The following is a 12,816-nucleotide window of genomic DNA, read 5'->3' on the forward strand; positions in this document are numbered from 1 at the left end:
ATGGAGGAGCCATTACAACACCAAACGACCCCATAGTGCATTGGGCTACCGCCCACCTGCGCCAGAGGCCATCGTTCCGATGGACCAAAGGCCAATCATGCACTAACTTTCAAGTTGGACCACTCAAGTGGGGCTGCTCAACATCTTCTTCGGTTTTTGCACTTTTTAGATCGGCCTCAAACTCCGACCTAATTTCCTCAAAACGGTCTTCAGAAGAGTCCAAATCCATTGCTTAATACCATTCTTGTTGTAATAAATACTTCAACGTAGCGCTCGAACGCGTCGAATCCCACAGGAAACAACCTATAGTAAGGTCACTTAAGCGCTTTTCACAACCACCGTTTCCTAGTCCGTGGACGTCCTATTTGCATCCGACCAGCACCAAGTAACTTGGCGAGGGATTGACCGATCCAAAGCCTGCTTATGGGCTGAGAGTGGGGCACTATTGCCGCGCTCTCCATAAGGGGAACTAACGTGACCTACGCCTCCAACCATGCTCATTCACTTCAAACAGAGCTTTTTCGTCTGTAGCCCTTTAGAGCCTTCTCTAGCGCCTCTTGAAGTTGCTCTAAGGGGTATCCGCTGCCATATGACCCATCCTGCCCAGCGCTGAACGCATGACCTTCGATTGCTTTGGCCTTCTCGGGGAACACCTCTGCCAGCCTCATTCGGTCTTTCATATTGTGACGCAAGGAGTATGCAACGTGCTTTGGGTTGTCTGTGTACTCTCTAATCCGGCGATTGAGAGCCTGTGAGAGACGGTCCTGGCCACCTGCCACTGCATAACGCGGGAAGGCTAGCTCAACCCGATCCTTGCCCAATACAAGTTCTCTGGCGACCTCTAGCGCTGGGCCAACCAGGGGAATCTTTCTCTCTGACCATGTGCTTTTGAGGGTGTTGTCGGCTCTTGGCTGAATAATGATATGAGGCACGGTGTCTGAAGGAACGATCTCAGAGACCTGCAACATCCTGACTTCGCTCGGTCGCGCTCCAGTGTAATCCAAGAGAGTCCAAATTTGCAGCAAGTCTTTGTGGGGCTGTAGGTCTTCGTAAACTCTTTCAATGACCACCTGATCCAGTGGAAGTCGCTGATCTCGCCTACCTTCCTTCGGTGCTTCCAGCTTCATCCCCTTGAAGGGGTTAACCTCTCCCGCACCCTCCATCTCGCTGACAGCCCAGCTAAACACCGCTCCGATATCATTGCGCTCTCGCCTGACAGTGGCAGGAGACACTTGCTTGAGGCGCATGTCACGCCATCTACGTGCATCCGATCTTTTCACCTCCTGTAGTGGCTTATCTCCCCCAAGGATAAAGAGCAGATTCTTCTCAGATCGCGCAAACCGCTGCCGTTGCTTTTTGTGTTGCTCTGGGATCTTTAGGGCGTTTTCATCCAGATAGGACGCAAAGGCATCCGTCACGGTAACCTTAGGGGTTTCTTTCGAGACACCTCCAAGGAGGGCACTAGCGAGCAGGCCATCCTCTTCTGGCACTCCTACATATTCGCCAGATGTGGGGTCTTGGTACTTGCCCACCAACTTCTCAGCCGCCTCACCGCGCCATGTGCGCTCATTGTCGTCTCGCCCAGCGCTATGCGGATCAGCATCCCAGCTTTCAAGCAATGCGGCTAGTTTCTTTGACTGCTCCATAGGCGAGAGACCAGTGACGCCAAACTTAGCCAAGCTCACGAGGTGTTCAATTTTCTCATGTTCAGCGCCGTAGCGCATGACTGCTTCGCTTTGGGTCTTGCCCAGTACTTTCAGAAACTCACGTTTCGTGACCAGCTTTTCAAGAGACTTGGGGACCCTGCGCCGATACTCAAAACTACCTGTTCTGTCGTTCTTCCTGAGGTATTTCACAGTCACATTCCGCATAGCCTAAACCCACATTGTATAGCTAAGCGTGTAGTTGGAACGGATGCAATAGGGGTACTTACCCTTATACATCAACAACTTAATGTGAGAAAAATGGTGCCCCCACACGGACTCGAGCCGCGGACCTACTGATTACAAATCTGAAAAATTCTGTTTGTTTTCAATGTGAGTTGGAGATCAGTATTCTCCAATTTGGAGTAGAAACAGAGGAAGTTGGCGGTTTCATGGTCGCCCACTTCCCGAACTCGACCGACCGACCGACAGCCTGGTCAGTCCCTTGCAAGAAGCCACCTACACTGACAATTCTAATGCATAAAGCCCGCTGAGGGGCCCCAAGCAGAAATAACTTTCCGGCAAGTCGGACGAAAACCGGACTCTCTCAATGTCCGCCAAAAAAACCTTGCACAGTCCGTCAAAGCCGAGCCTACAGATGAGGAACCCGACTTGGAGCGCTCAATTGCTCTGCAAGCTGGTCAAACACCAACCGGATCCTTCGTGCAGTATGCAACTCCGAATGCGTGGCGAGCCAGATCGGAAATTTGAACGGTTCTCGACCGGGAAGCACCCTTTCGACGCCGGGGGTCATCGCAGCGACATCGTCAGACATAACACTCACCCCCAAGCCTTGCCGTACCATCTCCCATGAAACGATTCCGGATTTTGACCCTATCCGGAAGTTCTGGGCGGTGACCGGAATGCCAGCAGGATTGAGAAAGCCAATTATCGTATCCACATCTCCAAAACTAACAAAATCCAGCTTTGCAAGTTCAGCTTCCGTTTTGGGGCGCCCTACTTGGTCGAGGTATGAAGGGGTCGCGTAAAAATGCGCCGTCGCTTCGGCCACCAGTTTCGCTATCAGGTTCGGTTGAGTTGGGCGCACATGCCTGATGGCAATGTCAGCCTCGCGCCTCTGTATGTCGCGAAGATCATTCGTTGCGACGACATCGATCTCCAAGCGTGGAGCCGCCAAACGAATTTTTCTAAGGATGGGGGGAAGTTGATAGGCGGACATAACATCTGATGCGGTAATCTTGACTTGCCCGTCAATGGTATTTGACTGGCTTGTTGCGGTTAGTGAAATTCGGTTCGCAACATCAGCCATCTCCTGCACATGTACCAACAAATCTGCTCCGGCGCTGGTCAAGGTCAGTGATTTTCCAACCCGCTCAAACAGAGTTACTCCAAGTGACCGCTCCAGTGCCGCAACTTGGCGACCCACCGTCGGCTGGGTTTGCTCAAGCACACGCGCAGCTGCAGAGAACGACCCCTTTTCGGTCGTCGCCAGGAAGGAGCGCACCTGGTTCCAGTCAAAGTTGATAGCTTTCCAGTTCATGCATTTATGCATAAAGCTTCTGCACATAAAGGCAATTCCCTTCAAATCCGTTTGAACGTACAAGCACCAAAATCGTGTGATAAGAAAGAAACTCTCAATGGCTGCACTATCCAAAGACGCCGCGTTCTGGAGCAAAATTTCTCGCAAATATGCCACAGATCCTATCCGGGACATGGACGGGTATCTGGTGACCCTTGAGCGCACAAAATCTCATTTGAAATCCGAAGACAAAGTGCTGGAAATTGGCTGCGGCACGGGTTCAACAGCACTGTTGATCGCACCGCATGTAGCCCAGATCACGGCTACCGACCTCTCACCAGGAATGATCGAGATCGCCAATGAAAAACTCGTAGGCGAAAATGTTGGAAACGTCACATTCGAAGTGGCTGAAGTTCTTGATCATTCGCCCCATGGCGCATCTTATGACGCGGTCCTGGCGCACAATTTACTTCACCTTCTGCCAGAGCTCGATAGCGCGCTTGAATACATATCTTCACTGATAAAACCGGGTGGCCTTTTTATCTCAAAAACCGTTTGTGCCCCAGAGCACCCAGGCTTCAAATACACAATGATTAGTAAAGTTGCGATCCCTGTTATGCAGGCCATTGGAAAGGCCCCGTTTGTTGATTTTATTACTGCAGAAACCCTTGAGCGAAAAATGAACAGCGCAGGTTTCGATATCATTGAGACAACGGACAAAATCGGGATGTTTACAAGCCGCTATATTGTTGCACGTAAGTCTTAATCACATCGGGAGACAATCTGGTGTGCTTGGCAGCGTTCTGCAAAGCGCTATTTCTGCACATAACCGCTTTCGACACCTATCAAAAGACGGACCTTCTGGTCAGTTGAGAGCCATCAAAGCGGTGAGGTCTGCTTTCAGCCCTTTCTAGCCATTCGTTTCCTCGCCTCGGTCTCTAGGTAATGATGCCGGAAGGGAGGGAAGCGGTCGTTCGTTGCTAGCTGAATAAACGACAGCAACAGCAGCTAGGTAGCTTAAACCCAAATTTGGCCGTAGATGTTCAAGTCTTACCGAGCGAAGGAGACACTCGCTTGGGATACAATAGTGAAGCAGTGAATTTCCAGCCCATGAAGCGATTGACAAACCTTTCGGGTGACCTCTATCTGGCTGCGATGGTTCCTCAAGGCCCAAGGTCGAGAGGATGAAAAGGGAATACGGTGAGGTTTAGCCAACAGGCGCCAAATCCGTGACTGCCCCCGCAACTGTAAGTGGTGAGCGAAGCCAAGCATCCACTGACCGAAAGGTTGGGAAGGATGGCCAAGCAGAGACCCGCAAGTCAGGAGACCTGCCATCTCGTTTCAACCAACCCGGGGCGGGGCGTCCTGGAAGGAGGCTTTATGGCACGTTTCCTGCGTGTAATCACCATTTGCACCTATCGTCCGCGCTTGCAGCTTAGCGCGCGGGCCCATGCTTCATCAAACTGACAAGATCCTTCTATGCCAATGTCAGCTTGGAGAGGATTTTGCACGCCCGCTGGTTTTGGGTGGAACCCCACAAATGAACACTTGTGATGTTATTACATTAACATTAAACATCAAACCCGACTTACTTTGTCGGAAATTAAAGGACCACGGATATGCCAAAATCTACCCGCACCTTTTGGGCCAAAACAGTTGTTTCGGCAGGTGTCAGCGCCGCCGCACTGTTCGGCTTTGCTGCCACACCAACGAGCGCCGAAACAACACGGGAAATGGTGATTGCCGCTCCATTTGGACCCAAAAGCGATACCCCTGATCCGCGGGCCCGCCAGAACGGCTGGCTGAGCAACCGGGCTGGTGTTTCGGAAACGCTGATCGGCATTGGCTATGACATGACGCTGCAGCCGCGCCTGGCTGTGGCCTATGAAAACCTCTCGGAACTTGAGTGGAAGATCACCCTGCGCGACGATGTGCTGTTTCACGATGGCACCCCGCTCACTGCCCAGGCGGTCAAAGCCTCTTTTGACAAGCTGAGCGAAGAAGGCCACCCCGGCAACAACCCCCGTCTGGTCAAGCTGCTCAACATTGAATCGATCGAGCTGGTGGACGACACGACCCTGATCTTCCGCACCAATGCACCGAGCTCTGCTTTCCTGTGGTCGCTGACAGAACCCTCGGCGGCGGTGATGAATGAGGGCACTGACACCCTGCCTCTGGTGGGCACCGGCCCGTTTGTGTTTGAACAGGCCGAAGCTGAAAAAACCTATGTGGTCACAGGCTTTGCCGACTATTGGGGCGGCGCGCCCAAATTGGACCGGCTGGTGATTGATGCCATCAGTGATCCGTCGGTTGCCGCCCTGGCGCTGCAGGCGGGTGATGTCGATCTGGTAACCCACTATCCGGAGCCCGATTTCGCCAAGCTTCAGAACGACGGCAAGGGCCAGTTGTTTGCTGAGGCCACCTCTCGGTTGTTCTTCTTTCAGCCCCGCCTGACGGACGGTCCGCTGGCAAACCAGACAGTGCTCGATGCCGTCTCGCTCAGCCTAGACCGCGATACCATCGTTGCAGCAACCCTCGCCGGTGTTGGCGGCCAGTCGGCAAATGCGATTTTCCCGGCCAGCATGAAATCCTGGGTCAATGGCGACATTTCCCTGCCCTATGACGCGGCCAAGGCGCAGGCCCTGCTGGACGAGGCCGGCATCATCGACAGCGATGGCAATGGCATCCGTGAGCTGGGCGGCGAAGACATCGTTTTGAAACTGCGCAGCTATGAGGGCCGGGCTGCCCTGAAGCCAACGCTGGAGATCTCGCAGATCATGCTGCAACAGATCGGCCTGGGTGCAGAGATTGCCATGGGTGAATTTGGCGCCAATAACGATGCCCTGAAGGCCGGCGAAATCGACATGCATCTGCAGGCCTGGGGCACAGCACCTCTGGGCGACCCGGACTATTTCCCCAGCACCTTGGTGGCCAGCGACGGCAGCTACAATGTCTCTGGCTATTCCAACCCAGAGCTTGACGCCCTGCTGGAAAAGGGCCGTAGCCTGTTTTCCAGCGAGGAGCGCAAGCCGGTCTATGCCGAGGTTCAGGCGATCATCAACCGCGACCTGCCGGTAATCCCGCTGTTCCACAAGACCCAGGTTTCGGTCGGAAATGGCAAGGTTCAGGGCTACCAGATCCACCCGGCAGAGACCTATCTGGCCAACCCGGAGTTGACGGTCGTTGAATAACCCAGCGCCCCTGCTGAAGATTGAGGAGTTGTCCGCCATTATTGGCGGTCAGGCCGTGCTGCAGGATGTGACCCTGGAGATGGCAGCGACGGATTGGCTGGCGGTGGTTGGCGGCTCTGGGGCGGGCAAATCTACATTGTTGCGCGCCATCATGGGTTTGACCCGTCCGGCCCGCCCAACTGCTGGGCGGATGACCTTCAACGGCCAGCGCCGCGATTTTGCTGCTGCAGGTAAGGTTCGGTTGGCAGGCATCGCCTTTGTTCCGCAAAGCCCGACCCATGGGTTTGATCCCCTGCGTCGCCTGCGCTGGCAGTGGGATCAATTGGCCCGGCACAACCAGACAGCCGCAGGCAAGGACCGGTTGGAAATTCTCTCCGCGCTTGGCCTGCCCGATCTTGGTGCCAGCTATCCGCATCAGTGGAGCCGGGGCATGCAGCAGCGCTTGCTTTTGGCCATGGCCCTGGCAGATGCGCCGAGGCTGCTGATCCTGGATGAGCCGACCTCGGCGCTGGATCCGCTCATCGCGGCGCAGGTGCTGCAAGAAACCCAACAATTGGCCCAGGAACGGAATATTGCCGTGATGATGGTGACCCATGATCTGTCGCTGGCTGCGCGTTTTGCAAACAAGATCGCGATCATGCAGGCGGGGCGGGTGGTTGAATCTGGTCCTGCGGATCAACTGCTCTCCACTCCTCAGCACCCCTACGCGCAAGAGCTGGTTTCCCATCGCGGCTGGCAGCGGGCAGATCGGGACCATCGCCATGCCGCCGAGTGATCCAGTGTTTCACCTCGAAGGTCTGACCGTTGAAATCGGCGGCAAATCCTTGCTGCGTGATGTTTCCTTTGCAGTCGCCTCCCAAGAGATGCTCTGCGTCATTGGTGAAAGCGGTGCAGGAAAGTCGACCCTGCTTAAGGCTTTGCAGGGCTTTTTGCCTGCCTCCTGCCGCAGCCTGGTGTATCAGCCCTCCGGCACCCGGATTTCCGGCAGAATGCCGACCATGTCCGGCCTGCCACAGACCCGTTGGGTCATGCAGGATCCGCTTGCAGCCTTGAACCCGCGGCTCACACTTGGGGCCTCCATCGGTGAAAGCCTCTATGGCCAGAAACTGACGGCGCAGGCACGTAAGGCGGCGGTTCTGGACGCGCTGGCAGAGGTGGAACTGGAAGCCGAGTTTTACAACCGTCTGCCGGGGCAAGTCTCGCTTGGACAGGCGCAGCGGGCCTGTCTGGCGCGGGCGTTGATTGCCCGGCCTGCGCTCATCTTCTTTGACGAGCCGCTGAGCGCATTGGATGCCCTGGTGCAGAAAAAGATCGCCCGCCAAATGGATGAACTGCGCCGCAAGATGCAAACCACATTTATCGTGGTCACCCATGATCTGGGCTTTGCCGCGACCTATGCAGACAAGATCCTGGTGCTGCGTCAGGGAGAGGTTGAAGCCTATCAGGAGAATACGGCCTTTTTTGCCAATCCAAACAGCGCCTATGCCACCGAGCTGATCGGCGCCGCCAGCAGCCTGGGCGCATTGGACCCCATACGGGAGACCGCATGAAACCCTTTCTATCGCGCTTGCCTGGTCTTGCCTGCGTGCTGCTGGGCATCAGTCTGATCACCTTTACGCTCAGCTATCTGGCTCCTGGCGACCGTGCCACGGCAATTGCCCATGCGCGCTACCCAGAAGAGATTGCCTTCCCGCCGGAGCTCTTGCAGGCCATCCGGGATGAGTTCCTCCTCGAGGCGCCCTTTGCCACCCAATATCTCCATTGGCTTGGCAACGTGTTGCGCGGAGATTTTGGCCTGTCCTATTCCTCGCAGACGCCGGTCTGGGAGATTTTTACCGCCAATGTGGGAGAGACGGTCACGCTCGCTTTTACCTCCCTTGGTTTGGGACTTCTGGTCGCCTTTTGCCTTGCCAGCCTGGCAGTGCGCAACCCGGGCAGCTGGATGGACCGCGGGGCGGTCCTGTTATCTTCGATCGGGGCGGCGATGCCCAGCTACTGGTTGGGGCTTTTGCTGATCCTCGGCGGGGCGGTCCACCTGGGCTGGCTGCCCTCTTATGGCACCGGCTCACCCGCGCATCTGGTTCTGCCGGCGCTGACACTGGCCTTTTGGGTCATGGCCTCGCAAACCCGGCTGTTGCGCAGCTTCATGCTGGAAGCGGGCAGCCAGGCCTTTGTGGAGACCCTGCGCCTGCGCGGCATCCCGGAGCGCGAGATATTTTTCCGCCATACCCTTCGCCACGCCATGGTGCCGGCCCTGACCATGATCGGCTTGGATCTGGCCGGCTTGTTGGAAGGCGCCATCATCGTCGAGCTGACCTTTGCCCGCTCTGGCCTTGGATCCCTTTTGGCGGGTTCGGTGCTGTCGCGCGATCTGCCAGTGGTGATGTTTCTGGTGATGTTCTTTGCCATTGCCTATGTCGTTATCAATTCACTGGTCGATGCGGTGCAGGCCGCCAGTGACCCGGCCCGGCGCCGGTAGGAGCAGATCATGACCCTTGCAGACCTCCAGGTTCAAGCCCGCATTCAACCCCGCCCAGCGCCAAGCCCGCTATGGCGGTTCCTCCAACGCGGCCTAACCGTTGTGGGGTTTTTGGCCATGGCCCTTATTGTTGGGCTCTGGGGGACCCCCTATGGCCCGGCTGAGGCGGATTTCCTCAATCGGCTTTCGCCCCCGAGCGCGGCCCATTGGTTTGGCACCGACCATCTGGGGCGAGACATCGGTACCAGATTGCTCTATGGCACCTTCTGGTCCCTGGGTCTCTCCTTTCTGGTGTCGCTGGCCGGGTTGATCATCGGCACGGTGATCGGCCTTGTGGCCGGGGCCGCGGGGCGCCTGCTGGACTTGATACTCATGCGGATAACGGACAGCTTCTTTGCCTTCCCAGAGCTGATTGCCGCCGTCACCTTTGCTGGGTTGTTTGGCCCCAGCACGCTGAACCTGGTGATCGCCCTGTCACTGGTGAGCTGGATGAAGTTCACCCGGCTCTCCCGCAGCCTGGCGCAGACCATCGCAGAGCAGGATTTTGTCACCCAGGCCCGGCTGAACGGCCTGCCACGCAGGCTGATATTGCTGCGTCATATCCTGCCCAATGTCATCCCGTCATTGCTTGTCCTGTGGACCAGCAGCTGGTCGCGCACCATCCTCGCGGTCTCTGGCCTCAGCTTTCTGGGATTTGGCGTGCAGCCCCCTGCAGCGGAATGGGGCGCCATGCTGTTGGATGGCAAAGCCTATATGCAAACCGCGCCGCATCTGATGATCTTTCCCGGGCTCGCGGTGTTGATTTCCGTGCTGGCAATCAACTTGGCGGGTGATCGGCTTAGAGATCTCTTGACGCAGACCAAATAACCCTTTTTGAGAGGCAGAAGAATGGAAGCCACTGGCATCGCCCTGCGTATCGGCGCGACGTTTTTTTTCACGGTGATGGTGATCTTTGTGAAATTCCTCGCAGATGAGGTGCCATTGGGTCAGGTGGTGTTCTTTCGCAGCGCCGTTGCCCTGATCCCGCTGGTGCTTTTCCTGATGTGGACACGGGACTTTCCCAGTGGTTTGCGCACCAAACGCCCCCTCGCACATATCCTGCGTTGCCTATTGGGCTGTACCGCGCTTTTTGCTTCCTTTGCCTCGCTGAAGTACCTGCCGCTCGCGCATGCTTCCATCATTGGTTATCTGGCCCCAATTCTGGCCGTCATTCTGGCGCGATTTCTTCTGGGAGAGCAGGTGAACAGCAAGCGCTGGTTTGCCGTGGTTCTAGGTTTTGCGGGCATGCTGGTCCTGGTGGTACCCAGTTTCCAATCTGCTGAGCTGGACAAAGCCTATCTGATTGGAGTGGCCCTAGCCTTTGCCATGGCTGTTTTCACCGCCGGGGCCAAGATTCAGATCCGAAGCCTGGCGCAGACAGAAAACGCCGGGGCGATTGCCTTTTACTTTGCGCTGACCTGCGCCTGTGCAGGCGCGATTTCTGTGTTTTGGGGCTGGATCAGCCCTGATCCGTTGCAGCTGGCCTATCTATGCGGTGCAGGTATCGCTGGTGGCATTGCGCATATTATGATGACCTTGGCTCTGCAACACAGCGAGATTTCAAAACTGGCGCCCTTTGAATATCTCTCGCTGATCTTTGCCGTCATCGCGGATTTCTTGTTGTTTGACTTCCTGCCTGACGGAGCTTTTTATATCTCAACGCTGATGATCCTTGCTGCAATGTGGGTCACAACATTCCGCGATCACCGACCACATAAAAAACGGACACACAGAGTTTCTTAACGAGTTCCACTTCAATCAAGACGGAGTTGAAAGCTATTAAATGCGATCCGGAGTACCCACCCGGAACACAGTTGTTTGCGTATCCTTTGGATGTCCAACTCGGTTGCCCGAAAGTACTGCAAAATACGCCTGTCACGAAATTGGCCCCAATCACGTCTGCCTGCTTTTGTTTGCTTCCTGGCTTGGCGAGTGTTGCGAATATTTGTTTGCCGCCCGATCTGCAGGGCAACGCTGGAGCTTAATGCCATGTTGCTAACGTCTGCTTTGGACAGATCTCAACGCATCTTTCCCCCGTGGTCTGACGGCTTTGCAAATTCCGCTTTCTGCGCAACGCTGCCATCTAGGGCTGATCTTCCGGTGACACCAGTAACCGTCAAGCAGGAACTCCCAGAGGTTCCGCCAGCTTCTCCAAAACCACCACCGTTGGGTTCCTAACGCCTCGCTCAACGCCGCTGACATAGGTTCGATGCAGCCCGCACTCAAAGGCCAGAGCTTCCTGGGAGAGTCCTGCGGCCTCCCGACAGCGGGATAATAGCATCAAGATCTAGCGGGACTTCGCCTTTTTCGCGGGCTTTCCAAAGACCAGCCATAGATTTTCGGTCTTGAATTCACCCCGGAACAGGCTGGGAATGGTAAGTCACGTTCGGAATACACCCCCAAATTGCGAGAGCTTGACGAAGGAAGGAGAGAGATCGCATCCTTGGTTTTAAGCAAAGCAGCAGTTGCAGGATGTAGGACTAACCGGACGCAAATAGGAGGAGTTTATGGACGCAGCTTCAGCAAGTTCAAGGGCACTGGAAGCTCAAGAGGGTGCGATCAGCACAAGTCCGGCGGAAAGTGATCTTGAGCTTCTGTCTTCGAGCACGGGTCGTGAATTCCTACAGACTTTCCTCAACCTTTTGCAGGAGGTCACCCAAACAGATTTCATAGCCATAAGCGAACTGAGAGTTACTGATGAAGAGCGAATTCAAGTCCAGGCGGGGTGGATGGACAATGAGTCTCTTGAGAGCTTTGAGTATGATGCCTGTTTTACGCCTTGCCTAGAAGCGATCAAAAGCGCGGAAATCGTGTTTGTGCATGAGGACGTTCAAAGCGCTTTTCCCAAGGACGAGTTACTGCAGCATAAGAAGCTTGAGAGTTTTTTAGGGTATCCTGTCAAGAATGCCCAAGGGGAAGTGATCGGATTGATACAGCTTGGTTGGCGCCAGAAAACTTCAGCAGATGAATGCCACCAGATCCTCGATACAATCAAAGACTTCTCACCTCGGGTAGCTACTGAACTAGAAAACCTCCGCACCATGAGAATTCTTGAAGCGCTTGCTCGGGGGCCTGAACTTGGTTCTCCGAAGGGTGTCTTTCACCTTCTCGCAGAACAAATTCAACAGTTGCTTGGGGTGAAGGCAGTTTTCGTTGCCGAATGCTCTCCAAAAGACAGACAGTCTTTCAGCATTCTAGCTTACTGTGAAAACGGGCAATGGCTACATCAGATGGAAGGGACAGTTCTGTCCTATGAGGGCAGGCCATGTGAAATGTTGGAGAGCCGAGAAGAGTTCCGTATCGAAGGCGGTTTGGCAGCTGCCTATCCGGAACAGGAAAGGTACCTCACCGCTGCGTTTGACTCCTATCTTGGGGTTAGAATTAGTGATTCATTGGGAAAAACCATTGGGCATTTCGTTGTCTTCCATGATTCACCGATCATTACACATAAGCTCGAAACCAGGCTCCTAGCGATTTTGAGGGACCGGCTTGGTTTTGAAATTCTCAGAAAGCGTATGGAAATCTGCTGACACCGCTTCAGAAAATTTTCATCGCTCTCCTTTGTTAGCCGACCTCTGAGCCCTCATGCGTCTTGAAAGCGATCCTTCGACGTCTCGAGCAAGCAGGGAAGACTGCTACAGGGTTTTTTTCTTGAACTTTGCAAAGGTTGCTATCTACGCATTGCAGACATGAGAGAATGCCTTCAATGCCACCGCCCCTTCTCTTCCCCCTCAAACAAAAAAGCCCAAGCTCTCACCGGGGCTTTCTTGTATAGTTCATGGCACTGAGCAGCCCCACTTGAGTGGTCCAACTTGAAAGTTAGTGCATGATTGGCCTTTGGTCCATCGGAACGATGGCCTCTGGCGCAGGTGGGCGGTAGCCCAATGCACTATGGGGTCGTTTGGTGTTGTAATGGCTCCTCCA

General features: G+C 55.0%; 13 protein-coding genes and 1 riboswitch. Of the genes, 9 read left to right on the forward strand and 4 right to left on the reverse strand.

Annotated elements, in window-relative coordinates; genetic code table 11:
- Positions 1–106: integrase core domain-containing protein (locus tag ABJP42_RS17395; protein WP_348342086.1), on the forward strand; the 106-nt coding region annotated here is incomplete at its 5' end.
- Between the two features lie 400 nt (positions 107–506).
- Here the strand turns inward: ABJP42_RS17395 and ABJP42_RS17400 are convergent.
- Both ABJP42_RS17400 and ABJP42_RS17405 read right to left on the reverse strand, forming a co-directional pair.
- Positions 507–1,871, reverse strand: a complete 1,365-nt coding sequence (locus tag ABJP42_RS17400; RefSeq protein ID WP_348342618.1) for a site-specific integrase — start codon at positions 1,869–1,871, stop codon at positions 507–509.
- A 424-nt stretch (positions 1,872–2,295) separates the two neighbouring features.
- Positions 2,296–3,204 carry a LysR family transcriptional regulator gene (locus tag ABJP42_RS17405; protein WP_348342620.1) on the reverse strand — a complete coding sequence of 303 codons (909 nt, stop codon included), beginning with the start codon at positions 3,202–3,204 and terminating at the stop codon, positions 2,296–2,298.
- 97 nt (positions 3,205–3,301) lie between these two features.
- Here ABJP42_RS17405 and ABJP42_RS17410 point away from each other — a divergent pair, with 97 nt between their 5' ends.
- The 7 genes from ABJP42_RS17410 (at position 3,302) to ABJP42_RS17440 (ending at position 10,635) form a co-directional block, all read left to right on the forward strand.
- The gene (locus ABJP42_RS17410) at positions 3,302–3,949 is read left to right on the forward strand and encodes a class I SAM-dependent methyltransferase (RefSeq protein WP_348342622.1); all 648 of its coding nucleotides are present in this window, start codon (positions 3,302–3,304) and stop codon (positions 3,947–3,949) included.
- Positions 3,950–4,322: 373 nt separating this feature from the next.
- Positions 4,323–4,533, forward strand: a riboswitch (cobalamin riboswitch).
- 269 nt (positions 4,534–4,802) lie between these two features.
- On the forward strand, positions 4,803–6,374 hold the full coding sequence (locus ABJP42_RS17415; RefSeq protein ID WP_348342624.1) for an ABC transporter substrate-binding protein: 1,572 nt from the start codon (positions 4,803–4,805) through the stop codon (positions 6,372–6,374).
- 28 nt (positions 6,375–6,402) lie between these two features.
- Complete coding sequence (locus ABJP42_RS17420) at positions 6,403–7,149, forward strand: ATP-binding cassette domain-containing protein (protein WP_348342626.1); 747 nt, start codon at positions 6,403–6,405, stop codon at positions 7,147–7,149.
- Positions 7,136–7,924, forward strand: coding sequence for an ABC transporter ATP-binding protein (locus ABJP42_RS17425; protein WP_348342628.1), 789 nt, complete (start codon positions 7,136–7,138; stop codon positions 7,922–7,924). The genes ABJP42_RS17420 and ABJP42_RS17425 overlap by 14 nt, the downstream gene beginning before the upstream one ends.
- Positions 7,921–8,853 (forward strand): ABC transporter permease, encoded by a 933-nt coding sequence (locus ABJP42_RS17430; RefSeq protein ID WP_348342630.1) that lies wholly within the window; start codon positions 7,921–7,923, stop codon positions 8,851–8,853. The genes ABJP42_RS17425 and ABJP42_RS17430 overlap by 4 nt, the downstream gene beginning before the upstream one ends.
- 117 nt (positions 8,854–8,970) lie before the next feature.
- On the forward strand, positions 8,971–9,720 hold the full coding sequence (locus tag ABJP42_RS17435; RefSeq protein WP_348342632.1) for an ABC transporter permease: 750 nt from the start codon (positions 8,971–8,973) through the stop codon (positions 9,718–9,720).
- 21 nt (positions 9,721–9,741) lie between these two features.
- Complete coding sequence (locus ABJP42_RS17440) at positions 9,742–10,635, forward strand: DMT family transporter (protein WP_348342633.1); 894 nt, start codon at positions 9,742–9,744, stop codon at positions 10,633–10,635.
- Positions 10,636–11,008: 373 nt separating this feature from the next.
- Here the strand turns inward: ABJP42_RS17440 and ABJP42_RS17445 are convergent, their stop codons facing one another.
- Complete coding sequence (locus tag ABJP42_RS17445; protein ID WP_348342635.1) at positions 11,009–11,173, reverse strand: helix-turn-helix domain-containing protein; 165 nt, start codon at positions 11,171–11,173, stop codon at positions 11,009–11,011.
- A gap of 226 nt (positions 11,174–11,399) precedes the next feature.
- Between ABJP42_RS17445 and ABJP42_RS17450 the strand changes: the two genes are divergently transcribed.
- Complete coding sequence (locus ABJP42_RS17450; RefSeq protein WP_348342637.1) at positions 11,400–12,422, forward strand: GAF domain-containing protein; 1,023 nt, start codon at positions 11,400–11,402, stop codon at positions 12,420–12,422.
- Positions 12,423–12,711: 289 nt separating this feature from the next.
- On the opposite strand, the gene ABJP42_RS17455 is transcribed toward ABJP42_RS17450, so the two are convergent.
- On the reverse strand, positions 12,712–12,816 hold a 105-nt coding region (locus tag ABJP42_RS17455; RefSeq protein WP_348342086.1), incomplete at its 5' end, for an integrase core domain-containing protein.

The sequence above is a fragment of the Pseudophaeobacter sp. genome, from assembly GCF_039971195.1.
Lineage (GTDB): Bacteria > Pseudomonadota > Alphaproteobacteria > Rhodobacterales > Rhodobacteraceae > Pseudophaeobacter.